The 24,250-nt window shown below is 60.2% G+C and carries 20 protein-coding genes; 8 read left to right on the forward strand and 12 right to left on the reverse strand.

The features are described 5' to 3' along the window. Window positions 1-9: 9 nt before the first annotated feature. The 3 genes from BJF91_RS19975 to BJF91_RS19985 form a co-directional block, all read right to left on the reverse strand. On the reverse strand, window positions 10-1,062 hold the full coding sequence (locus tag BJF91_RS19975) for a quaternary amine ABC transporter ATP-binding protein (protein ID WP_075616288.1): 1,053 nt from the start codon (window positions 1,060-1,062) through the stop codon (window positions 10-12). Then, a complete protein-coding gene (locus BJF91_RS19980; protein WP_075616289.1) occupies window positions 1,055-1,969 on the reverse strand; it encodes an ABC transporter permease in 915 nt (304 codons plus the stop codon). The genes BJF91_RS19975 and BJF91_RS19980 overlap by 8 nt, the downstream gene beginning before the upstream one ends. Window positions 1,970-2,148: 179 nt before the next feature. After that, on the reverse strand, window positions 2,149-3,147 hold the full coding sequence (locus tag BJF91_RS19985) for an ABC transporter substrate-binding protein (RefSeq protein ID WP_075616290.1): 999 nt from the start codon (window positions 3,145-3,147) through the stop codon (window positions 2,149-2,151). Between the two features lie 444 nt (window positions 3,148-3,591). On the opposite strand from BJF91_RS19985, the gene BJF91_RS19990 reads away from it, so the two are divergent. Beyond that, window positions 3,592-5,046, forward strand: coding sequence for a cobyric acid synthase (locus tag BJF91_RS19990; protein ID WP_075616291.1), 1,455 nt, complete (start codon window positions 3,592-3,594; stop codon window positions 5,044-5,046). A 49-nt stretch (window positions 5,047-5,095) separates the two neighbouring features. On the opposite strand, the gene BJF91_RS19995 is transcribed toward BJF91_RS19990, so the two are convergent. The 7 genes from BJF91_RS19995 to gltA all read right to left on the reverse strand — a co-directional run bounded on the left by BJF91_RS19995 (window position 5,096) and on the right by gltA (window position 12,914). Beyond that, window positions 5,096-5,800: a phosphatase PAP2 family protein gene (locus BJF91_RS19995; RefSeq protein ID WP_234801677.1), complete on the reverse strand. Its 705-nt coding sequence runs from the start codon at window positions 5,798-5,800 to the stop codon at window positions 5,096-5,098. Between the two features lie 140 nt (window positions 5,801-5,940). Further along, window positions 5,941-7,197 carry a molybdopterin molybdotransferase MoeA gene (locus BJF91_RS20000; RefSeq protein WP_075616292.1) on the reverse strand — a complete coding sequence of 419 codons (1,257 nt, stop codon included), beginning with the start codon at window positions 7,195-7,197 and terminating at the stop codon, window positions 5,941-5,943. Continuing rightward, on the reverse strand, window positions 7,197-7,682 hold the full coding sequence (gene moaC, locus BJF91_RS20005; protein ID WP_075616293.1) for a cyclic pyranopterin monophosphate synthase MoaC: 486 nt from the start codon (window positions 7,680-7,682) through the stop codon (window positions 7,197-7,199). The genes BJF91_RS20000 and moaC overlap by 1 nt, the downstream gene beginning before the upstream one ends. After that, window positions 7,679-8,494 (reverse strand): indole-3-glycerol phosphate synthase TrpC, encoded by an 816-nt coding sequence (trpC, locus tag BJF91_RS20010; RefSeq protein WP_075616294.1) that lies wholly within the window; start codon window positions 8,492-8,494, stop codon window positions 7,679-7,681. Before trpC ends, moaC begins: the two co-directional genes overlap by 4 nt. Window positions 8,495-8,498: 4 nt before the next feature. Further along, window positions 8,499-9,512, reverse strand: a complete 1,014-nt coding sequence (gene trpD / locus BJF91_RS20015) for an anthranilate phosphoribosyltransferase (RefSeq protein WP_075616295.1) — start codon at window positions 9,510-9,512, stop codon at window positions 8,499-8,501. 21 nt (window positions 9,513-9,533) lie between these two features. Next, window positions 9,534-11,423, reverse strand: a complete 1,890-nt coding sequence (locus tag BJF91_RS20020) for a peptidylprolyl isomerase (RefSeq protein WP_075616296.1) — start codon at window positions 11,421-11,423, stop codon at window positions 9,534-9,536. Window positions 11,424-11,624: 201 nt separating this feature from the next. Continuing rightward, entirely contained in the window at window positions 11,625-12,914 is a 1,290-nt protein-coding gene (gene gltA / locus BJF91_RS20025; RefSeq protein ID WP_075616297.1) for a citrate synthase, read from the reverse strand. Between the two features lie 345 nt (window positions 12,915-13,259). Here gltA and BJF91_RS20030 point away from each other — a divergent pair, with 345 nt between their 5' ends. Beyond that, window positions 13,260-16,196, forward strand: coding sequence for a ComEC/Rec2 family competence protein (locus BJF91_RS20030; protein WP_075616298.1), 2,937 nt, complete (start codon window positions 13,260-13,262; stop codon window positions 16,194-16,196). Here the strand turns inward: BJF91_RS20030 and lexA are convergent. Both lexA and BJF91_RS20040 read right to left on the reverse strand, forming a co-directional pair. Next, window positions 16,177-16,896 (reverse strand): transcriptional repressor LexA, encoded by a 720-nt coding sequence (gene lexA, locus BJF91_RS20035; protein ID WP_075616299.1) that lies wholly within the window; start codon window positions 16,894-16,896, stop codon window positions 16,177-16,179. The genes BJF91_RS20030 and lexA overlap by 20 nt on opposite strands. 132 nt (window positions 16,897-17,028) lie before the next feature. After that, on the reverse strand, window positions 17,029-18,588 hold the full coding sequence (locus BJF91_RS20040; RefSeq protein WP_075616437.1) for a gamma-glutamyltransferase family protein: 1,560 nt from the start codon (window positions 18,586-18,588) through the stop codon (window positions 17,029-17,031). Window positions 18,589-18,697: 109 nt separating this feature from the next. Here BJF91_RS20040 and BJF91_RS24865 point away from each other — a divergent pair, with 109 nt between their 5' ends. From BJF91_RS24865 to kdsA, 6 genes are all read left to right on the forward strand, one after another. Continuing rightward, window positions 18,698-18,883 carry a hypothetical protein gene (locus BJF91_RS24865; RefSeq protein WP_139310789.1) on the forward strand — a complete coding sequence of 62 codons (186 nt, stop codon included), beginning with the start codon at window positions 18,698-18,700 and terminating at the stop codon, window positions 18,881-18,883. 96 nt (window positions 18,884-18,979) lie between these two features. Next, the gene (locus BJF91_RS20045; RefSeq protein WP_075616300.1) at window positions 18,980-20,179 is read left to right on the forward strand and encodes an amidohydrolase; all 1,200 of its coding nucleotides are present in this window, start codon (window positions 18,980-18,982) and stop codon (window positions 20,177-20,179) included. A gap of 108 nt (window positions 20,180-20,287) precedes the next feature. Continuing rightward, window positions 20,288-21,508 (forward strand): amidohydrolase family protein, encoded by a 1,221-nt coding sequence (locus tag BJF91_RS20050; RefSeq protein ID WP_075616301.1) that lies wholly within the window; start codon window positions 20,288-20,290, stop codon window positions 21,506-21,508. Between the two features lie 133 nt (window positions 21,509-21,641). Further along, window positions 21,642-22,337 carry a hypothetical protein gene (locus BJF91_RS20055; protein ID WP_075616302.1) on the forward strand — a complete coding sequence of 232 codons (696 nt, stop codon included), beginning with the start codon at window positions 21,642-21,644 and terminating at the stop codon, window positions 22,335-22,337. A gap of 26 nt (window positions 22,338-22,363) precedes the next feature. Next, window positions 22,364-23,239: a VOC family protein gene (locus tag BJF91_RS20060; RefSeq protein ID WP_075616303.1), complete on the forward strand. Its 876-nt coding sequence runs from the start codon at window positions 22,364-22,366 to the stop codon at window positions 23,237-23,239. Continuing rightward, on the forward strand, window positions 23,236-24,090 hold the full coding sequence (gene kdsA, locus BJF91_RS20065; protein ID WP_075616304.1) for a 3-deoxy-8-phosphooctulonate synthase: 855 nt from the start codon (window positions 23,236-23,238) through the stop codon (window positions 24,088-24,090). The genes BJF91_RS20060 and kdsA overlap by 4 nt, the downstream gene beginning before the upstream one ends. The last annotated feature ends 160 nt before the right edge of the window (window positions 24,091-24,250 follow it).

The following is a 24,250-nucleotide window of genomic DNA, read 5'->3' on the forward strand; positions in this document are numbered from 1 at the left end:
CTGATCGGTTTACTCCGCGGCCAAGCGCGCTTCGACACTCGTGGCTGGCGACACCATCGCCGACAGCAGCATCGACAGATCGATGGCTCCGACTTCGCGTCCAGCCGCATCCGTGACCTGCGCCTTGGTGACGCCGGCTTCGACCATTTCCCGCGCCGCCACTTCCAAGGTCTTTCGCTGATCAAGCCTGAAGCGGCCGGATTGGCTGTCTGGGGCCTGCATAACGGTACCGATCCGGATGACGCGGCCGCGATTGACCTCACGCACGAAGGCGGCGATGTAATCGTCGGCCGGGCGCAGCACAATGTCCTGACCGCTGCCCTGTTGCACAACTTCTCCGTCACGCAGGATCGCGATCTTGTCGCCCAGCCGCAGCGCCTCGTCGAGATCGTGGGTGATGAACACGACCGTCTTCTTCAACTCCTGCTGCAACTCGATCAGCATGGTCTGCATATCAACGCGGATCAGCGGATCGAGCGCCGAATAGGCCTCGTCCATCAGCAGGATGTCGGCATCCGTCGCCAAGGCCCGCGCCAGACCGACGCGCTGCTGCATGCCGCCTGACAGCTGGTTGGGATAATGATCCTCAAAGCCTGATAGTCCGACCCTTTCAAGCCAGGATCGGCCCTTGGCAAGACCTTCGCGCCGGGGCATCCCCTGGATGTCGAGGCCGTAGACGGCGTTTTCCAGCACCGTCCGGTGCGGCAACAGGCCGAATTTCTGGAACACCATAGCCGTCTTGCGGCGACGGAAGTCGCGCAATTGCGCAGGCGACATGGCGCAGATATCGGTGCCATCGTAAAGGACCTCGCCCGCCGTCGGCTCGATCAGCCGGTTGATATGGCGGATCAGGGTTGATTTTCCGGAGCCAGACAGGCCCATGACCACAGTGATCTCGCCGCCGGGCATGGCGATGCTGATATCGCGCAAGCCCAGGACATGATGATGCTGGTCGTTCAGTTCCGCCTTGCTGACGCCTTGGCGGACAGCTTCCATGTGGACCTTTTCGTTGGGGCCGAAGATTTTGTAGAGATTGCGGATCTCGATGCCATGACTAGCCATGCTGCACCTCCGTATGTTTCTGAAGGCGTTTCCCATAGGCCTGGCTGGCCCGGTCGAAGATGATAGCGATCGCGACAAGCGCAAAGCCGTTGAGCAGGCCGATGGTGAAGAACTGGTTGGTGATGGCCTGGAGCACGTTCTTGCCGAGCCCGCCGACGCCGATCATCGAGGCAATCACCACCATGGCCAGCGACATCATGATCGTCTGGTTGATACCGGCCATGATATTCGGCAAAGCAAGAGGGATCTGCACGTTGAACAGTTTCTGCCGTTCGGATGAGCCGAAGGCATCCGCCGCCTCGATCGCCTCGCGGTTGACGAGGCGAATGCCGAGATTGGTGAGCCGGATGATCGGTGCGATGGCGTAGATCACCACGGCGATCAAGCCAGGCACCTTGCCGATTCCGAAAATCATGACCACGGGAATGAGATAGACGAAGCTTGGCATGGTCTGCATCACGTCGAGTACCGGATTGAGCACCGATTGCACCCGGTCGGAGCGGGCCATCCAGATGCCAAGCGGAATGCCGATGACAATGGCGCAGAGCGTGCAGACGGTGACCATGGCCAGTGTCACCATCGTATCCTGCCAGAGCCCGGCAAGACCAATCAGCCCCATTGCGAGCACTGTGCCGATGGTGATGCGCAGATTGCGGCTGACACCGTAGACGACGGCGGCAAGCGCCAGGATCATTATGATCCAGGGTGTGTCGACGAACAGAGATTGCAGCCAGTTCAGGAACCACTGCAAAGGCTGGGTCAGACCATCGAGAAAATCGCCGTAGGACCGCACGAAACTCTTAAAGCCGGTATCGACCGTCTTCTTGAGATTGCGCATGAACTCGTCATCCACTGCCGGAAACCGGCAGAGATAGGTGGGTAGAATGCTGCAGATAGCAGATGCCATTTGCGCTCCTTATGGTTCTAAGACCGTCTTTCGACGTCAGGAAAAAGCGCCCAGGCCATTATCAGGCCGGACGATATCGATGTCAGATGCGGCACCCGCCGAGCTCGACGGGGCTAAGCATGCATCAGTGGCGCGGACCAGATGCCTGGTCGGCACCGGTCGCTGCGCGAACCAAGCCGTTACAGATCGGCCTTCACCTTTTCCGCCACTTCTGGCGAGACCCAGGCGGTCCAGACCTGCGGATAGGTCTTCAGGAAATATTTGGCGGCATCGGCATTGTCTGCCTGGTTTTCGCTCATCCAGGCGAGAACCTTGCCAACCGTCGCATTGTCCCACTGGCGCTTGCCGACATAGTCCATAGCCACGCCCGCCTTGTCGGCAAAATTCTTGGTTACGACGCTGTAGACATCGGTGACGGGGTAATCGTTGACGCGCGGATCGGCGCAATCAGCAACGGAGGTGCAACGATCCCACTCGGCCTTGTCGAAGCTGGTGTCGAGGCTGAGCTTGACCATGTCGTATTTGCCGAGAATGGCGGTTGGCGCCCAGTAGTAACCGAGCCAGCCCTTGTGCTTTTCGACGGCATTGGCAATCGAGCCGTCAAGGGCGGCAGCCGAGCCGCTGTCGACGAGCTGGAAGCCGGCCTCGTCGGCCTTCAATGCCTTGTAGATATTGGCCGTCGTTACCTGGCAGGCCCAGCCGGAGGGGCAGTTGGTCACGGCGCCCTTGGAGGAATCCTCGGGGGCAGGGAAAAGTTCGGGGTGTTTCAGGGCATCCTGCACGGTCTTGATATCGGGATGTTCGTCGGTGACGAATTTCGGCACCCACCAGCCTTCAACGCCGCCATCCTTCAAGATCTTTGCCGCTTTGATCAGTCGGCCTTCCTTGACGGCGTCAGCCAGCGGCTTCTGCACCGTGTTCACCCAGAGCTCGGGGGCTAGATCCGGCTCCCCCTTCTCGTTCATCGAGGTAAAGGTTGGCATCGTGTCGCCGGTGACCAGGTTGACCGAACAGCCGTAACCGCTTTCCAGGATGATCTTGTCGACATTGGCGGCGACGCCGGCCGATGCCCAGTTCATTTCCGCAATCGAGACGCTGCCGCAGTCTGCAGCGCTCGCAGAGCCAGCCAATCCATAAATGCCGGCGGCAAGGATTGTGGAAAGGAAAAGGGTTTTCATATCGGGATTTCTCCATTTTTTTCATGCGGATGATGTTTATGAAGCGTAATCGGCATTCATGCTGTCATCGGTCCATTGGCAGAGGCGCCATCGGATTTTTCGGCATTCGATGATCGGTCCTGCGGCCACTCGAACAGCGGTGCTTCTTGATCATCTTCTATTTGCGACAAGCCAAGGGTAGGGCGCTTTGCCTATAAATCAACCTATTTTAGAAATTAATTCGGAAAAATGTCGCAGAAAAGCCATCTTGTCCGTTGGCGACCTGGCGAAGCACCCTATGAAGCTTGCGATGTCTCAGCATGGGCAAAACTTGTGGAAAGCGTGCAGTCGACGGCTCCCATCGCATATGTGACGCTCCCACCATTGCCTTCGTCGGACATGCAGGCGATAACCGCGCCCAACTGATCGAGAGCCAGGTAAGCACGAATTGGAGCCGGAAGCATCGTGACGCGCAAGGTTATGCTGCAGGGAACGGGGTCGGATGTCGGCAAGACTGTTTTGGTGGCAGGGCTTTGCCGGTTGGCAAAGCTGAACGGGCTGACCGTAAGACCGTTCAAGCCACAAAACATGTCCAACAACGCTGCCGTTGCCGACGATGGCGGCGAGATCGGCCGGGCGCAATGGCTGCAGGCACTAGCCTGCGGTGTGCCATCATCGGTGCATATGAACCCGGTTCTGCTGAAGCCGCAAAGTGAGACCGGCAGCCAGATCGTCGTCCAGGGCAAGGTGTTTGGCCAGGCGAAAGGCCGTGATTATCAGCGACTGAAGCCGCAATTGCTAGGCGCGGTGCTCGACAGTTTCGAGGAAATCAAGGCTGGGGCCGACCTTGTCATCGTCGAGGGTGCCGGCTCTCCTGCGGAAATCAATCTGCGGGCCGGCGATATCGCCAATATGGGCTTTGCCACCCGCACCGATGTTCCTGTCGTGCTGGTCGGTGACATCGATCGCGGGGGCGTGATCGCTTCACTGGTCGGCACCCATGCCATTCTGCCCGAAGATGACCGCCGGATGATTTCTGGATTTATCATCAACAAGTTCAGAGGCGACCAAAGCCTGTTTGCCGAAGGCACACAGGCGATCACTCAATATACCGGCTGGCCGAGTTTCGGCATCGTGCCCTGGCTGAAGGCTGCCGCTCGGCTGCCGGCGGAAGACAGCGTCGCGCTGGAGCGACTGAGCCGCAGTTCGACAGGAGCTTTGAAAATTGCCGTGCCGGTTCTGCCGCGCATCGCCAATTTCGACGATTTCGACCCGCTCGCCGCCGAGCCGGCCGTGGATCTCGTTTATGTCAGACCCGGCGAACCGCTGCCCGCCGATGCGGCTCTGGTTATCCTGCCGGGATCGAAATCCACTATTGGCGACCTCGCGGATCTGCGCGCCCATGGCTGGGACAGGGATCTCGCTCAACACCGGCGGCGCGGTGGCCGGGTTATCGGCATTTGCGGCGGCTATCAGATGTTGGGCGCACGGGTTGCCGATCCCCTAGGCCTTGAAGGCGCCCCCTCGTCCGTGCCCGGTCTCGGCCTGCTCGACATAGAAACGGTCATGGCAACGGAAAAGACGGTGCGCAACAGCGCGGCTCGCTCGCTGCAATACGACGTCGATCTGAACGGCTACGAAATCCATCTCGGCGAGACCAGAGGCCCAGATTGCGAAAGACCGGCGCTGACAATCTGCGGCCGGCCCGATGGCGCGATCTCAGGCGATGGCAAGGTGATGGGCACCTACTTGCACGGATTGTTTGCCAATGATGCCTATCGCGCGGCGTTGCTGCGCAGCTTTGGCATCTTGGAAACCACCGAGAACTATCGGGCCAGCGTCGAACAGGCGCTGGACGATCTCGCGCGGGAACTGGAAAGCGTTCTCGACAAAGCTTGGCTACAATCGCTGTTCGGCTAACGACAGTCTCTCAGGTTTACCAAACCGGTTCTCATTTTCGGCCGATCCTCTATTGCTCGGGCTCGAGTGGCTTGCGTCGACGATTCAGCGTATCGGCAATCATCCAGACGCAGAGCGCCCAGGCGCCGCCAACCGTCCAGCCAGCAATGATATCGGTTGGCCAATGTACGCCGAGAAACACTCGGCTGACACCGATCAGCAGGGTCAGAAACAGACCGGCGCCAAAGGTAAAAGCCCGCAATTGCCACGTCGGCTGTGCCCTGGCCAGCATCGACCCGAGCGTCAGATAGGTGATGGCCGACATCATCGCGTGGCCGCTCGGAAAGCTCATCGTCTGAACGTCGACGAGATGCGGCACCACGTCTGGCCGGGCACGGGAAAACAGTAGCTTCAGACCCGTTTCGGCAAGTGCGCCCAGCGAGATTGCCAGCGTAATAATCACGGCGTTGCGGATCTTGCGCGCCGCCAGGAGATAGAGGACCGAAAGGACCGTAACGAGGGTGATGACCGTAAAGCCGCCAAGGCTAGTGATGTCGCGGATCGCGCCGGCCAACCACCCCGGGCCAACGGTCAGTCCCGGATCGCCAGGGCTGCGCAGCGCCAGAAGAATAGCGCGGTCGAAAGCATGGCTCTCCTGATCGAATACGGTATCGGCAATCGTCGCGAAGAGCAGGAAAAGCCCGGCCAGCAGGGTCAAGCTGGCCAGCAGCCGAGGTTCGATCCGGTTGCGCAGACGTTCAGGCAGAAGGGCCAAGACATGCTCCTGAGGCTCTCGATTTTTTCTTATGTAGAGCCTGTGATTGGAAATTGCAGGTCTGCCAGGGAAAACGAGCGAAAACAGCGGCCTCTCCTGGTATCTTCAAGAGCCTTACGGAGCGGCAGCCGTCGTTGACCTCAGTAGTGTTCACCAGGATGAACGGTGGCGAGCGGCGCCTGCGGATGCAGCAGCAGTACGCAACAACGTCCACCTTCCCGCAAGGCCGGCGCGTGCGGCGGGCGCACGATCAACCCGTCCGCCTTGGAAAAGATCTGCATCATCGACGAATCCTGCTTTGGAAAGCCGCTGGCCCAGAGCCCGCCTTCGGCGTCGGTCCGCAGCTTTGCGCGGATATAATCTTGCCTTTGGTCGTTGGCGGCAAGCGCGATTGCCGTGCGGGCGTGCCTGAGCCTTTGCAGCGACGGCGCTTGCGCGAGCCTGGCGATCAGCGGCTCGAGAAACAGCAGACTGCACACCATGCTGGAGACAGGATTGCCGGGCAGGCCCAGCACATGCATCGGCCCGAGACGGCCGACCATTAGTGGCTTGCCCGGCCGCATGGCAATCTTCCAGAAATCCAGCACCATGCCCGCCTCGACAAGTGCGGCCTGCACAAAATCATGGTCGCCGACAGAGGCACCGCCTGTTGTGACCAGTACGTCCGCTCCTGCCGCTTGCGCTTTCCGGATAGCGGCAACGATAGCCGCGCGATCATCAGGTACAAGCCCGAGATCCAGCACCTCGGCACCGAGGTCTTCGGCCAGAGCCGTAATGGCAAAGGTATTGGAGGCGATGATCTGCGTGGGGCCAGGCTGACTTCCCGGTGTGACCAGTTCGTCGCCCGTGGCGAGGAGGGCAATGACGGGCTTCCTGTAGACACTGACCTCGGCATTATTGCCGCTCGCTGCCAACATCAGCTTGGCATAATCAAGGCGGGTTCCAGCTGCAACGAGCACCGAACCTTCCGCAAAATCCTGGCCTCTAGGCCGGATATGTCGGCCCGCCACCGCCTGAAATGTCGTGCGAATGCGCGAGCCGTCGCCGAGCTTTTCCGTATCTTCCTGGATGAGCACGCAGTCGGCGCCCGCAGGCACCGGTGCGCCGGTAAAGATCCGCACGCATTGGCCTGCAGCGATAGTGCCGCAAAAACCATGTCCGGCGGCGGATTGGCCGATGACAGCAAGTTCTGCACCGGGCTGCTGCGCATCCTCTGCTCTTAGCGCGTAGCCGTCCATGGCTGACGCGTTGAAGGGCGGCTGGGTCAACCGTGCTGTTACGTCGCTGGCCAGCACTCGCCCACGCGCTGCGCGAAGCGGCAGTGTTTCGACTGCCTCAAGCGGCACGGCCTTGGATAGCAGCCGTGCCTGCGCTTCTTCGACGGGCAACAATGCCATTACCGCGCCTCCGGATGACGGAAGGTTCCGGATTTTCCGCCGGTCTTTTCGAGCACGCGGATACCGCCGATTTCCATAGTCTTATCGGCCGCCTTGGCCATGTCATAGATCGTCAGGCAGGCAACGGAGACGGCGGTGAGAGCTTCCATCTCAACACCGGTCTTGCCGGTCAGCTTCGCAGTGGCCGTGACGCGCAGACCGGGCAGGTTTTCGTCGTCGGTGATGTCGACGCTGACCTTGGTCAGCATCAACGGATGGCAGAGCGGAATAAGATCGGCCGTGCGTTTTGCGGCCATGATGCCCGCGAGCCTTGCCGTGCCAATTACGTCGCCTTTCTTGGCGTTGCCCTCACGGATGAGCGCCAGCGTGCCCGGCGCCATGCGAACATGGCCTTCAGCTACAGCAACGCGCTCGGTTTCGGCTTTGTCACCGACATCGACCATATGCGCTTCACCGGCCGCGTCGATATGGGTAAGGCCACTCATTCGGCGGCTATGCTATCGGCAGCGCCGGTCAGAAGCGCCTTGGTGGCGGCTGCTACATCTTGCTTGCGCATCAAGCTTTCGCCGACCAGGAAGGTGCTGATGCCGGACTTCTGCAGCCGCAGGCAATCGTCATGGGTGAAAATACCGCTTTCGCCGACCAGCAGCCTGTTGTCAGGCACCATGGCGGCCAGCCGCTCGCTGACGGCGAGATCGACTTCGAAGGTGCGCAGATTGCGGTTGTTGATGCCGAGCAGCGGCGAGGTTAGGGTCAGCGCCCGTTCCATCTCGGCCTCATCATGCACTTCAATCAGCACATCCATGCCAAGCGCCAGTGCCTCGCCTTCCAGATCGGCCGCTTCGCCATCAGAAAGGGACGCCATGATCAGCAGGATGCAATCCGCGCCCCAGGCGCGAGCTTCATGCACCTGATAGGCATCGAACATGAAATCCTTGCGCAGCGCCGGTAATGCGCAGGCGGCACGGGCGGCGGTTAGAAATTCCGGCGCGCCCTGAAAACTTGGCGCGTCTGTCAGAACCGAAAGGCATGCCGCGCCACCGGTCTCATAGGCGCTTGCCAGCGCCGGCGGATCGAAATCCGGGCGGATCAGGCCTTTCGACGGGCTTGCCTTCTTGATCTCGGCGATCAGCCCGAACTGTCCAGCCTGCTGCTTTGCCCGCAGCGCCTGATAAAAGCCGCGTGCCGGAGGCTGGTCGGCTGCTCGCGCCTTGATCTCGGCGAGGGGAACCGCGCTCTTGGCAGCCGCAATTTCCTCTCGCTTGTAGGCTTCGATCTTCTTTAAGATATCGCTCACGGTATTATCCTCCGTTGGAGACGGAAATCAGCGCCTCAAGCCGCGCAAGGGCAGCGCCGCTGTCGAGGGACTTGGCGCCGATCGCCATGCCTTCGCCAATGTCTGCGGCCTTACCCGCGATCACTAGCGCGGCCGCAGCATTGCAGAGCGAAACGTCGCGGTAGGCATTTTTCTCACCCTGGAGCACTGCACGCAAGGCCCGAGCGTTGAATTCGCCATCACCGCCCTTCAAAACGGCGAGATCGACCTGTGGCACGCCGAAATCGGCAGGCGTCAGATCGAATCGGCGGATCTCGCCCTTTTCAAGTGCAGCAACCTGAGTTGTTCCCGTCGTGGTGATCTCATCAAGGCCGTTGCCATGCACGACCCAGACGCTCTCGCTGCCGAGATCACGCAGGGTTTCGGCCAGCGGCTGTACCCATTCCGGTGCGTAGACGCCGAGTAACTGCTTCTTGACGCCAGCCGGATTGGCGAGCGGGCCGAGCAGATTGAAAATCGTGCGTGTGCCGAGCTCTACGCGGGCCGGGCCGACATGGCGCATTGCCGAATGGTGAAGCTGGGCAAACATGAAACCGACGCCGGCCTCGGTGATGCAGCGGCCGATCGTCGCCGGATCGATGTCGAGCTTGACGCCGAGAGCCGTGAGGCTGTCAGCAGCGCCGGATTTCGAGCTGAGCGCCTTGTTGCCATGCTTGGCAACCGTCACGCCGGCGCCAGCGGTGATGATGGCAGCCAGCGTCGAGATATTGTAGGTGCCGGTCCCGTCGCCGCCCGTACCGACGATGTCGATGGCATCGGCGGGCGCTGTGACCGGCAGCATTTTCTGGCGCATGACGGTTACGGCGCCGACGATCTCAGGCACCACTTCGCCACGCATGCGCAGCGCAATGAGGAAACCGCCGATCTGCGCCGGCGTTGCCTCGCCAGACATCAGGATATTGAAGGCTTCGGACGCTTCCTCCCGCGTCAGCGCCTGACCGCCGGCCACCTTGGCTATGAATGGCTTCAGCCCGTTCATGTGCTTGGCCCTCCCGGCCGCTCAGCGCACCATGGCCTGCTGGGCCAGTGCCTGGTTGATCGTGACGCCATACTTTGTCTGCAGCTGATTGACCATCTGGTCGAGAATGTCGTCGCCGGCCGATTTCGCTAGCGCCGTGATCTGCTGCTCCTGCTGGTCCATGACATCGCCGGTCGGCTGTGTATTGACCTCAGTCACTTTCAGGACGATCTGCGTCATGGGATCGGCGCCGACGGCAGAGCCGACCATGCCGTTCGGGCCACGGAAGGCGGCCTGTACGGCTGCGGGTCCGAGAACCGGATCGTCGGTGTCACGGCGAAGACCGGTCTTGTTCTCGACGCTGATGGACATTTGCGTCGACAGATCGGCAAGCGATGTGCCGGCATCGACCTTCTTCTTCAGCTCTTCTGCCTTGGCGCCCAGCGCCTGCTTCTGCTGTTCGGTCGTCCAGTCGGTGGTGACCTTGTCCTTGACCTCTTCCAAGGTCCGGTCGCGGGCCGGATCGATAGATGTCACATCAAACCACACATACCCGTTGCGGCCAATGTTCAGAGGCAGGGGGTCGGCACCCGGTTCCGTTTCGAACACGGACTTCAACAGAGCCTGCTGCTCCGGCAGGTTGGTGGCCGCCTTGCCAGTCTTATCCTGGCCGCGCGCGTCGAGACCTTCGACCTTCACAGCCTTCAGACCAACCTTGGTGGCAGCTTCTTCAAGGCTTGAGCCGGAGGCGCGCAGGTCTTCGAAGTGGTCATGCACATCGTTGATCTGCTGGGCAGCGGCATTGGCTGCGAGATCGGTGCGGATCTGGTCCTTGACCTCGTCCAGCGTCTTCGTCCGGCTCGGCTTGATGTTGCTAACCCTCAAGATGACGGGACCAAACGCGCCGTCGACGACAGGCGTCGTCTGACCGTCTTTCTCGATGGCAAAAGCGGCTTCGGCCAGCTTCTGGTCGGGCAGGTCGGCTCTGGTGAAATCGCCAAGCAGCACGTCCGTTGCGGTCTTGCCCTGATCGGCAACCAGCTGATCGAAGGTCTTGCCGTTCTTCAACGACTGTTCGGCGGCATCCGCCAGTTCCTTGGTCTGGAACGTCAGCTGTTCCAGCGTACGGCTGCCAGCCACTTCGAATTTTTGCTTGTTGGCTTCGTAATCCTGTTTGACCTGTTCGTCGGTTACCGCCTTCGGGTCGGCGATATCGGCCGGCTCCAGCTTGACATAGGCAAAGCTGCGATATTCCGGGGCGCGGTAGCGCGACTTCATCGTGTTGAACCAGGTCTTCAGCGTCGCATCATCAGGCGCTTTGATTGGGTCTATGTTCGCGGTCGTCAGCAGCAGGTAATCGATGCTGCGGCTTTCCTGGCGGTAGAGCTTCAAGGCATCGACCAGCACCTTCGGAGGCACGAAACCTTCTGCGGTCGCATCAACGATCTGGCTGCGCACCGCGACCTTAGACCGTTCCTTGATGTAATCTTGCTCGCGGATGCCGGAATTGCGCAGGCGTGAGGTGAACAACTGCTTGTCGAACTGGCCATTGGTGTTCTTGAAGGCCGGGTCGTCGCCGATCAACTGCGCCAGCCGATCCTGCGACAGGCCCAGATTCATGTCCGATGCCAGCTGATCGAGCGCAGCACCGGCTGTCAGCTGCTGGTAGACCTGCGATTCGATTCCGAGCTGACGGGCCTGCTCGCTGGTCAGCTGCGTACCGAAGCGGCGGCTGAGGTCGGAGATCTGGCGCTGATAGGCGAGGCGGAACTCATTGGCGTTGATGCTCTGGCTACCGACCTTGATTACCTTGTCGGATGTATCGCTCATGATCGAGCTGGAGATACCCCAGATCCCGAAGGACGCGACGAGCAAAAGAAGAAGCCCTTTTGCCACCCAGGTGCCGGCAGCTTTTCTCAGGAACACGAGCATCGAAACGAAAACCTCATCAATATTCTTCGCCGAATGCGAAGCAGACGTCGTTGCTTAAAGCAATCACCGAACAAATTGAAGGCTTCGTTGCGGGAAAACCCCAGCCGGATGGTGCGAAATGCGAATGAGGTGCCGCAAACTTACGAAAAAGCCCGGCGGAGGGAACCGCCGGGCTGTTTTCTGCGACTGAATGCGTGCCAGTTAGCGCTTGGCAACAGCCACGTAGTCGCGCTTAGGAGCGCCGGTATAGAGCTGGCGAGGACGTCCGATGCGCTGCTGCGGATCTTCGATCATCTCGTTCCACTGGGCGATCCAGCCGACGGTGCGGGCGAGTGCGAAGAGAACGGTGAACATTTCCGTGGGGAAGCCGAGCGCGCGCAGCGTGATGCCCGAATAGAAGTCGACATTCGGGTAGAGCTTCTTCTCGATGAAATATTCGTCGCTCAGTGCGATCTTTTCCAGCTCCAGCGCAACCTGCATCAGCGGATCGCCGGCATTGCCGGTGGCTTCCAGCACTTCATACATGGTCTTCTGCATGATCTTGGCGCGCGGGTCGTAGTTCTTGTAGACCCGGTGACCGAAGCCCATCAGACGGAACGGATCGTTCTTGTCCTTGGCGCGGGCGATATATTCCGGAATGCGGTCAACCGTGCCGATTTCGCGCAGCATGTTGAGCGCTGCTTCGTTGGCGCCGCCATGAGCGGGGCCCCAGAGGCAGGCAATGCCGGCCGCGATGCATGCAAACGGGTTGGCGCCGGAAGAGCCGGCCAGACGCACCGTCGAGGTCGAGGCGTTCTGCTCGTGATCCGCATGCAGAATGAAGATCCGGTCCATGGCACGGGCGAGAACCGGGTTGACTGCGTAATCCTCGCAAGGCACGGCAAAGCACATGTGCAGGAAATTGGCAGCGTAATCCAGGTTGTTCTTCGGGTAAACGAAGGGCTGGCCGATATGGTACTTGTAGGCCATGGCCGCAATGGTCGGCATCTTGGCGATCATGCGAAGGCTGGCGACCATCCGCTGGTGCGGATCGGTGATGTCGGTCGAGTCGTGGTAGAAGGCCGAGAGCGCGCCGACCGTCCCGACCATGACGGCCATTGGATGGGCGTCACGACGATAGCCAGAGAAGAACTTCGACATCTGCTCATGCACCATCGTATGGTGTGTGACGCGATGATCGAAATCCTTTTTCTGTGCAGCCGTCGGCAGCTCACCGTAAAGCAGAAGGTAGCAGACTTCGAGGAAATCGCCCTTTTCGGCCAGCTGTTCGATGGGGTAGCCACGATGCAGCAACACGCCTTCATCACCGTCGATATAGGTGATCTTCGATTCGCATGACGCCGTGGAGGTAAATCCGGGATCGTAGGTAAACTTGCCGGTATGCTTGTAGAGGGCGCCGATATCAATGACATCGGGGCCAATTGTGCCGCTTCGCACGGTCAAATCGACAGCCTTGTCCTCAATCTTCAAGTTTGCGCTTTGTTCCGTCATGGTGATCCTCCGGATATAGGCGGGAGACGCGGCTTTCGCTTTGCCTCAGGTTAAGCGTTGGCAATTAGCTATATGATCCAGAGGTTAATGCCAAGCTATCCGAAGGACAAAGTGTGCATTGCAATAAATCGCCACTTGCACATCAGGCATGCGATAATGCCGCAGCTGGGTTTATGTGCCATGGCCTCTATCTCGTGCACCCTTTGATTGATAATCTGCGCCAAGAGAGCCTATCGAAATTCTTGAAGTTAATTTGATCTAAGCGATTTTCAAAAGTGTCCATTCCGGGATTTGCGCCTTCGTCGCAGGTCTTCAGCGAATGGCACCGGAGCGGCGGCAGAATCGATGCCGGACACGGCGGAATGGGAACTGGTCAGGGAGGAGGCGAGGCCGGCGGGACCGGTATCGCCACGGCGCTCCCGTGCCTCGACCGGCCTGTTCGACGAGGTGCTGCGACGCCCTGCCGTAGAGGCGGAAGATGCCGAGGACGACGAGGGATACGGTAGTCCGGCGCTACAGATCTCAACGTGGCGGCGGCTCGGTCAGGGCCTCATCGCGGACATTCGCCAGGAACTCCTTCACGGCCGGCCATTCTTGTTCCTGCCTGTCCTGATCGGGCTTGGATCGATCTGGTGGTTTACCCGGCCGCAGGATTTGCCGCGCCTGCCGATCTTGCTTGCTTTTTGCGCGGCCGGTCTGGTCTGGGTAAGGGTCCGCTTCCGTCATCCGATGCTCGGCCTTGCCTTCGGCATTGCAACCGTCGGTCTCTCCGGCATGTTGCTGGCCGACGCCGAAACCTGGCGGCTCGGCACTGTCATAATCGACTCTCCAGTGACCACCGTTATCCGCGGGCGGGTGCTTTCAAGCGAGCCGAATGCCTCGGGAAATCAAAGATATGTGATTGCGCTGCAGCAAACACGTTTTCCGAGCCTCAAGCGTATGCCGCAACAGGTGGCCCTGCTCGCCAGGGGACGGCACGACTTACTGAAGCCTGGAGACTGGATGGAGGGCAGGGCACGCCTTAGCCCGCCATCCGGGCCGGCTTTGCCGGGGTTGAATGACTTTGCCTTTGCATCCTATTTCGAAGGCATCGGTGCAATCGGCTATTTTTATCAGCCGCCAAAGCGAATCGAGCCTGATGCCAGTGCCGCTTCGCTCGGCCTTATAGAGCGTGCCGGGAATGTTTTTCAGGAAACGACGGAGGACGTCCGAAATGCCATTTCGGATCGAATTCGTTTTCTCGTGCCCGGCGATTCCGGCGCTTTCGCAGTCGCTATCGTCACGGGCGAGCGGCGCGGTTTGTCTGATAAGGCCAATAACGATCTGCGCGTTTCCGGTCTTGCTCATATCATTTCGATTTCCGGGCTGCATATGGCGCTTGCGGGCGGCCTGTTCTTCGTCGGCATACGCCGGTTACTGAGCCTCGTGCCTGGCATGGCAGAGGCATGGCCAATCAAAAAAACCGCCGCCGCCGGCGCCATTGCCACAACGACCGGCTACTTCCTGATTTCAGGCTATGACATTGCCGCTCAGCGCGCCTATCTGATGATGGTCATCATGTTGTCGGCCGCTTTCTTCGATCGGCCTGTGCTCAGCCTGCGCAATGCGGCGCTGGCTGCTTTCCTTGTCATTCTCCTATCGCCCTCGCAGGTCATGGGACCGAGCCTGCAAATGTCGTTTGCCGCGACCTTCGCACTGATTGCCGGCTTCGATCTCTGGCGCCGACGACCGCGCCTGCCGGCGCTCTTGCCGCCAATCCCCTTGTTGGCTCCACTTAAACCGCTGGGAACGGCGGTCGTCGGCAGCTTGATGACGTCGGCGCTGGGTGGCGTATCGACCGCAATTTTCTCGGCCGCGCATTTTCACCGGGTCGGTCTGCATGGTCTCGAGGCCAATCTGTTTGCTGCTCCTATTATCTCAATGCTGGTCATGCCTGCGGCGATGATCGGCGTGCTGCTGATGCCGTTTGGTCTCGACCGATGGCCGATTGAGGCGATGGGCCTCGGGCTTGATGCGGTGCTGGCCATTGCCAGGCAAGTCGCGACTTGGGGCGCAGGCTTTACCTTTGGCCGGTTTGAATGGTGGTTTCTGCCGCTATCGGCCACCGGGTTGATGGTGCTGGCCCTGATGAAGACCCGATTGCGGTTGATTGGCTTGGCCATGATGCTCACGGCCTTCGTTTATGAAGCCGTCAAATCTGATCCGCCTTTGCCCAATCTCGCCGTGACCGAGGATGGCCAACTCTTCGCTATCCTGCGTCAGGGCGATCGCAACATGGTGACCGCAGCGACCAACAGAGCAAAGCCGCCAGGCTTTGTCTTCAGCCAATGGCGTTCGGTGATCGATATTGCTGACCCGGTCCCACCCGAAATGCTGAAAAAACCCGCATCGGCCGGAGAGCCGGCGGAAAAGGGCAAAGCCAAACCGCCTAAAAAGAACCGCGAACGAGAGCAGACTGACCCGCAGCAGGCCCTTGCGGAGATGCAAACCGCAAAGGCAAAGGCCGCCACACAAACAGACATCTTCCATTGTCGCTCAGACGGCTTCTGCATAGCTAAGCTCAGCAATGGCTGGACCGTCAGTCTAGTCCAGAACCGTGATTTTGCGCAGGCCGCATGCCAGTTATCGGACTTGGTCGTGGCCCCACAAGTGGGCTCCGCGCAAATAGAAGCTGCAAAGACTGATTCCGATCAGACCGGCCGTCACGATATGCGAGCGAAACAAGGTAACCAGCCAAAATCAGATGTTTATACCGCCTGCATGCCAACATCACGCCCGGCGCTGACATCGATGACGCCAACAAGGCCAGAAACGGCAAAGGATGAAGCACTGTCTTCCCAAGAAGAACTGGCGCAGACAGAGCCGGCCTCGCAGGCCGAGTTCGGCCAGAACGTGTTAGCGTCTTCGACTCAAGAAGCTCAGCAACCAACTGCTTCAACGTCACGCTCGGCGCCTGTGGTGCTAACGCGTGACGCGCTACGCCACTTCGGTGCCATGGAAATCACCCTCGGCGATCCCGTTGCCCGCAAACTGCACATCCAGACCGCCTTCAACGGCGAATATCGGCCCTGGACGCGCCATCGCTATTTCGACTGGCGCAAAAACACCTACGAACAACCAGTTCCAGACGATCGTCCCGGACAAAGGCAGAGCGTTGACGCCGCTCTCCTCGACAAATCTACGCAAAGCTCAAACACGCCAGCACAAGACGGCGAGGGCAGCAAGGACGATCCGCTCGCCGATATCGCGCCTTTATCCGGCGCTAGTGATAGCGGCGAATGAGGCCGACGAGCTTGCCCTGAATCTTCACCCGGTCCGGCCCGAAAATGCGCGTTTCATAAGCCGGGTTGGCGGCTTCCAGCGCAATCGAGGCGCCGCGGCGGCGAAAGCGTTTCAGCGTCGCTTCTTCATCGTCGACAAGCGCGACAACGATGTCACCGGGATTGGCAGTGGTTGCATTGCGGATGATGACCGTATCGCCGTCGAGAATCCCGGCCTCGATCATCGAGTCGCCCTTGACCTCCAGCGCGTAGTGCTCGCCATTGCCCAACATCTCGGCCGGCACGGAAATATCATGGGTATTGTTCTGAATGGCGGAAATCGGAACGCCGGCGGCTATCCGCCCCATGACTGGAATAGAGGATGAGCTGCGCACTTCTTCGACCGGCTTTACCGGCGCTGACGGCACAGCTTGCAGCTTGCCACGGCTGCCTTCAATGACGGAAGGAGAGAACCCTGTGCGACGCGGCGGTATGCTCGTCGTCATCGCTTCCGGCAGCTTGATAACCTCAAGCGCTCGCGCCCGGTTGGGCAAGCGGCGAATGAAGCCGCGCTCTTCTAGGGCGGTGATCAGCCGGTGAATGCCGGACTTGGACGCCAGATCGAGCGCGTCCTTCATCTCGTCGAAGGAGGGCGGCACGCCGGACTCCTTCATGCGCTCGTGTATAAACAGCAAAAGTTCCTGTTGCTTGCGAGTCAGCATCGGGTCCTACCCTTGATTCATGAAACAAATACAGAACATACGCTATCTGTTCCAGTTGTGTTCCGCAAGGCCCTCTCGTAAATTTCATCGTCACTCGGATCGCTGCTGTAAACCAGGCAGAGATTTTTGGGCTTATCGCGCATTCACGGCGAGCGCGACTCCTTCACCGCGCGGGTCATGGGCGCCGCTGAGGTTTCCGTCTTGGGCAATAGTGATGACGCCAGCCTGACCGGCAATCGGGCTTTGCGGTGGGATGGACGAAAGCTCGTGGCCGAGTGCAGCCAGGCGCGATAAGACCTCGTCGCCGCAATCGCCCTCGATCTTCAAGCTGTCGCGGCTATCGGAAAAAGTCTTGCCAAGCAGGAAGCGCGGGCCGGCCAGCGCCTCTGAAGGGCTCTGGTGGTAATCGATCAGCCGTGTCAGCAGCATGGAAAGGGTCTGCGGCTGGCCGTCCGCGCCTTGGGTTCCGTAAACCAGCGCCGGCATTCCATCCTTGAGTGCGATGCCTGGATTGAGGGTGTAGAAGGGACGCTTTCCCGGCTTAAGACAATTGGGGCTGTCAGGGTCGAGGGAGAAAGCCGCGCCGCGGTTTTGCCAGAGCATGCCGGTATCGCCGACCACGACACCGCTGCCCCAGTCGAAATAGGTGCTTTGCAAGGTGCTGACGCAGCGGCCCTCCGCGTCCACAGCACCGAAAAACACTGTGTCACCGGTCCGATAAGGCTGCGGCCAGGGCAGTGCCTTGCCAGAATCGATGGCATCGGCTGCCTGGCGCAGCGCCTCCGGCGTCAGCCAGTCGTCGATGGCCTGCGCAGTGAATTCAGGATCGGCAATCCGGTGGCGCGTCAGGAAGGCCTGTTTCACCGCCTCGACGGTGAGATGCAGATGATCAGCACTTCCCGGCGCATAGGAATGAAGGTCGAAATGCGCGAGAATGCCCATGATGGTGAGCGTGGTGATACCTTGCGTCGGCGGCGGGGGGGCGAGAAGCTCGTAGCCGCGATAGGCAAGCCGCGCTGGGGCGACCCGGCGGGTGTGCGTTGCTGCGAGATCGTCGGCCGTCAGCGGCGATCCGGCAGCTCGCAGTCCCTCGGCAATCCGCCGCGCCAGCGGCCCCTCGTAGAAGCTGCGCGCGCCCTGACTGGCCAGCGTCTCAAGAACTGTTGCCAGATCCGGCTGGTAAAACATGTCGCCGGCGTCAAGCGGCTTGCCGTCTTTGAAGAACAGCTTGGAGAAGCTCGGCCAATCCGCAACCATGTCCTTGCGCATATCAAGCCAGAAGCCTTGCGAGCGACTGATCGGAAACCCGCCTTTGGCATGGCCGATCGCGTCTTGCAGCAGATCGCCGAAGGCGGTCCGACCTCCCCAAGCCTCCTTGCTATAGCGATGCACCGCATCCCAGGCATCGACGGTCGCCGCCGTGGTCAGCATCGACAGCGGCCCGCGCGTCGGGATGGCGTCGCCGGTAAAGTCCGGCAGGTTTTGCGCGGCCTGGCCGATGCCGAGGAAGGTCTCTTGCCGGCCGGCGCGGTCGGCCAGAAGCCAGACAGAATCACCACCAAGCCCGCAGAAATGCGGGTAGACCACCGCAATGGTCGCGGCCATGGCGATAGCGGCTTCGGCCGCCGTGCCGCCGTCGGCAAGCACAGCAGCGCCGGCAGCGCTCGCCAATGGATGTGGGCTCGTGACCATGCCAGCGCCACGGCGTCCTGAAACGGCTTCATGAGAATTGGCGGTAAGGGCAGAGGCAATCGGCATGGCATGGGTCTCGGCAGCTTTGGGGGAGTAAGGACAAGCTGGCATGGAACGCCTGACAATCGCAATGCTCACGATGCGTGAAATCCATCACATCGATGGCATGCAAATATCGGCGCTGGGATTTCCGACACCACCGCGTAAACAAAGACGCAAACAAAGAGTTGAGTGCGGACTAGCGCGCAAAGGGCTGGCTTTAGGAAAAAACCTCTGCGAAAACAGGGCGAGATGAAGACGAGCTGGCTTTGATTTTTAGAAGCGACAATCGTCCTTTGCCGCGTCTGCCCCATCGCCAAGCCTGCCCCTCGTGAATGAAAGCCGCACCGCCATGAGCGCTACCCTCGTCGTCTTCAATGCCCGCAATTTCCAAGGTGAGGCGGTTGATATCGTCATTGTCGATAGGGCCATCGCGGCGATCGGGCCGGCGGCGGGTGAGGGGGTGTCGAGCGAGAAGCCACGAATTGATGCGCGCGGCGGCCTCGTGCTGCCGGCTCTGGTGGATGGTCATGTCCATCTCGATAAGACGCTGATCGGCATGCCCTTCATCCCTCACATACCGGGTGGAACGGTTGCGGAACGCATCCGGGCGGAAAAGGCGCTGCGGCGGTCCCTGCCGTTGCCGGTCTCGGTGCGCGGCGGCAAATTGCTGGAGAAAATGGCCGCTTTCGGCACCGTCGCCTGCCGCAGCCATGCCGATATCGATACGGAGGTCGGGCTTGCCGGCCTTGAGGCTATTCTGGCGCTGAAACAGAGCCATGGCCATCTCGTCGACATCCAGACGGTTGCTTTCCCGCAGTCGGGCGTGCTTGCCGATCCCGGCACGGCAGACCTTCTGGAACAGGCGGTGAAAGCGGGTGCGGATCTGATCGGCGGTCTCGATCCAGCCGGTATCGATGACGATATCACCGGCCATCTCGATGCGATCTTTGCCATTGCCGGCCGCCATGGTGTGGGTGTCGATCTTCATCTGCACGATCAAGGTGCCCTCGGTGCTTTTGAAATCCGCCAGATCGCCAAGCGCGCCATTGCCCATGGGCTGCAAGGCAAATGCACCGTCAGCCATGCCTTCTGTCTTGGCGCTATCGATGACGTGGATTTTGGCCAGACGGCCGAGGCGCTGGCGCGCGCGGATGTGGCGATCATGACCACCGGTCCCGGCAACACGCCGATGCCACCCATCAAACGGCTGAAGGCCGCTGGTGTGCGGGTGTTTTCCGGCAATGACAATATTCGCGATGCCTGGTCACCGCTCGGCTCCGGCGATCTGCTGGAGCGGGCCGGCATTCTCTGCGACCGGCAAAATTTCCGGGCTGATGCCGATCTGGAACACGCTTTTGCGCTGGTCAGCACGCTTTCGGCTCAGGTGCTGGGCCGCAATGCGAAGGCGCCCGAGAAAAGCGCTCCGGCCGATTTCATAATTCTGCCTGTCGCTTCGGTCGCGGAAGCCGTGGCATCAAAGCCGCTGGATCGCATGGTGTTTAAAGGCGGCGTGATGATTGCCAGCAATGGCGCACTGGTTGCGGCCTGACGTGGCAGCACACGTCGCGTGGCCTTGCGCGTCCCGCGCTATGTGGCATTGTCGCTGCCGCGACGGGCGGCGGTGACGCGGAAAGGGATAGGATCATGAGGCACGACCTTGGCGATTGATTTCGTTTTGCGCCGCGCAAGGCTGCCGTTTTCATCCGAGATCCTCGACATCGCCTTCGAGGGCGGAAGAATTGCCGCGCTGGAGCCGAATTTCCGCTGTGATGCGCCGGATGAGGATGCCGGCGGGCGGCTGGTCTGCCGAGGCCTGATCGAGACCCATATCCATCTCGACAAGGCCGGTATCATTGGCCGCTGTACCGTCTGTCAGGGTACATTGGCTGAGGCGGTGACGGAAACTGCCCGTGCCAAGCAGAGCTTTACCGAAGAGGATGTCTATGCCCGCGCTGCCGATGTAGTGGAGCGTGCGATCGTCAATGGCACCAGCCGAATCCGCACCTTCGTGGAAATCGATCCACGCGCCGGCTTCCGCTCCTTCTCGGCGATCCGCACGCTGAAGCGGGATTATGCGCATCTGATCGATATCGAGATCTGCGCCTTTGCCCAGGAAGGCCTGACCAACGAGCCTGAAACCGAGCGCATGCTGGAAATCGCGCTGTCGCAAGGTGCCGATCTCGTCGGCGGCTGTCCCTATACTGATCCGAAACCGTCCGAGCATATTTCCAGGATTTTCACGCTCGCCGAGCGGTTCGATGTCGCGGTCGACTTTCATCTCGATTTCGATCTCGACCCTTCAGGCTCCAATCTGCCGACCGTGATCGGTCAGACACTGGCGCGCGGCTATCAGGGGCGGGTCTCGGTCGGCCATGTTACCAAGCTCTCGGCCATTCCCCGCGAAGAAGTCGAGCGGGTGGCGAGGCAGTTGGCGGAGGCGGGCATTACGGTCACGGTCCTGCCGGCCACCGACCTTTTTCTGACCGGCCGCGACGCCGATCACCTGCAGCCGAGAGGTGTGGCGCCTGCGCATCTGCTTGCCCGTCAGCGGGTGAATGTCACGATCTCCACCAACAACGTCCTCAATCCCTTTACACCTTACGGCGATGTCTCGTTGATGCGCATGGCCAATCTCTATGCCAATGTCGCGCAACTGGCGACACCTGCCGATCTCGCCCAGGTCTTCGACATGGTGACGCGCTATCCGGCCCGACTGATGGGCCTCGACGAGCAGATCCTGGTTGGTTCGCCTGCCAATCTCGTGTTGTTCGATGCGCTGTCGGGGGACCACGCCGTGGCGACCATCGCGCCGCCGCTGGCGGGCTGGAAGAGTGGCATCAAGACCTTCGAGCGTAAGCCGCCGGTGCTGTTTCGGTGATAGAGGCGGTCATGCATCCGTCATGATCTCGTGATGTGGTGCAAACTGCGTCAGGCGAAATATCTCTTTGTTTCAACGCATTTCCGGAGGCAAAACCGCTTCGCAGTTTTGCTGGAAATGCCTAGGAGTTTTAATGCGTTTTCTCACTCTTCCAGCTGTGGTTGCCACCATGACACTGTCCAGTCTCGGCCTTGCCGCCACGCCAGGTTTCGCTGCTGCAACCTGGCCGGATACGCCTGCTTCCCGCCTGCAAGCGCTGGCTGTCCTGCAGACGCTGAACGCCGATCTGTTGAGCCATGACAGCGCCACGCTGACGCTGGATCGCTGGTGCAGTTCGCACAAACTTGCCGAGGGCGCAAAGATCGTGGCGGAGCGTTTGAAGGATGTCGACAAGCCGGCGACGGCGGAAATTCGGGCGGCACTTGCTGTCGGCGAAAAGGATAAGGTCGGTTATCGCCGGGTGCGGCTGAAATGCGGTGAGCGGGTGCTGTCTGAAGCCGATAACTGGTATGTGCCGGCTCGATTGACCGATGACATGAACCATGTACTCGACACGACCGACGGTGCCTTCGGCCGCGTGGTCCAGCCCTTGCACTTCCAGCGTCATACGCTCTCAGCCGAATTGCTCTGGAAGCCGCTGCCTGACGGTTGGGACATGGGCGCGCCTCTGCCGGCAACTGGCAGCGATACGCTCGCTATTCCTGACTATGTGCTTCAGCATAAGGCGCTGCTCAGCGTACCCGATGGCACACCGATCAGCTTGGTCGTTGAAACCTATCGTCGCGACCTGCTTGATTTCGCTCCGCCAAAGCTGGATACCGGCAAATAATAAACAGGCCTAAGTGAGTATCCCGCATGTCCCATGCAGAAGTTCGTAGCGTCGATCATCTGGTCTTGCCGGTGGAAACCCTCGGCTCAGCGCGAAGCCGATTAACGGCGCTCGGTTTCACCGTGGCGGCAGATGGGTATCATCCCTTCGGCACGGTCAATGCCTGCGTCTTTCTGGCCGATGGCATTTATCTGGAGCCGCTGGCCGTTGATGATGACGAGGTCGCCGCGGCGGCCATTGCGGACGGCAATGTCTTTGTCGCCCGGGACAAAGCCTTCCGGCAGGCGCGGCCACAGGGGGTATCGGCTATCGTCATTGCATCGCCGGATGCCGAAGCCGATCAAGAGGCGTTTGTTGCCGCCGGCGTCAATGGCGGCAAGATGCTGGAATTTTCACGTCCGGTTCGTTTGCCGGATGGCGGAGAGAGCGTCGCCAGCTTCCGTCTTGCCTTTGCTGCGCGCGAAGTAGAGCCCTTCTTTCTGTTCGCCTGCCAGAGGATCGCTCCGCTACCGGCGGATCGAGGCGCCCTGGAGCGTCATGCCAATGGCGCAACCGGCCTGCGGCGAGTGTTTTTCTACGCGCCGCAGCCACATCTATACGCTGACTGGCTGCGCAGGGTCTTCGGCGTTGAGGGGCGTGAAGCCGGCAATGGTGCAGACAACGGCGCAGAAAATGGGCTTGTGTTCGACACGGCCAATCTGTCGATCGAAATCATCCACGGTGAGACCAGTGATGGCCGACTGCTGGCCGAAGCGCTGGTCTTTACCGTTGCCGATCTTGAGGTGACAGCGGCGGTGCTGACTGCTAATGGCGTTGCCCATCAACGACTGCCGGACGCATTGATCGTCCCGGCGGCGCCAGGACAAGGCGTCGCCTTTCTGTTTGAGGAGAACACCCCATGACCGCTTCCGCTGAGCCCAATGCAACCGTGACCGTTGGCGAAGGCGCCGCCAAGGTCTCCTTTTCCAATAGCGCGAAATTCTCGCTGATTTGCGGTCCCTGCCAGATGGAAAGCCGCGAACACGCCTTCATGATGGCGGGCAGCATCAAGGAAATCTGCGATAAGCTTGGCATCTGTCTCGTCTACAAATCCTCCTTCGACAAGGCCAATCGCACCTCGCTGAAGGCCGGCCGAGGCATTGGCATCGAAAAGGGACTGGAAATCTTTGCCGACCTGAAAAAAGAGTTCGGGTTTCCTGTTCTCACCGACATTCACAGCGAAGACCAGTGCGCTGAAGTCGCCGAGGTGGTCGATGTGCTGCAAATCCCGGCTTTCCTGTGCCGCCAGACCGATCTCCTGGTCGCTGCCGCCAAGACCGGCCGGGCGATCAACGTCAAGAAGGGTCAGTTCCTGGCACCCTGGGACATGAAGAACGTGATGGAAAAGATCACCTTCTCCGGCAATCCGAACATCATGCTTTGCGAGCGCGGTGCCTCGTTTGGTTATAACACTTTGGTCTCCGACATGCGCTCGCTGCCGATCATGGCGGGCATGGGTGCGCCGGTCATTTTCGACGCCACCCATTCGGTGCAGCAGCCGGGCGGGCAGGGTGGTTCGACTGGCGGCCAGCGTGAATTCGTCGAGACGCTTGCACGTGCTGCTGTCGCTGTCGGCGTTGCCGGACTGTTCATCGAATCGCACCAAGACCCGGACAACGCCCCGTCGGACGGACCGAACATGGTCTATCTCGACAAACTTGAAGCGCTTCTCGAAAAACTTCTGGCCTTCGATGCCGTCACCAAGGGCGCCTGAGCGGTGCTCTAACCGATTTACTCCGGCGTAAAGCAGCGAAAGATTATTTAAATCGATTAGCTTTTGTCTTTACGCCGGGAAAACCGTCATTGTAATTTCCATTTCATCGGATAAGACAGGGAACCTGAAGGCGGCAGTGCCGCCCACACCGGGCCTTGGC

Origin of the sequence: Gillisella taibaishanensis, from assembly GCF_001938985.1 — a bacterium.
GTDB classification, from domain to species: Bacteria; Pseudomonadota; Alphaproteobacteria; order Rhizobiales; family Rhizobiaceae; genus Allorhizobium; species Allorhizobium taibaishanense.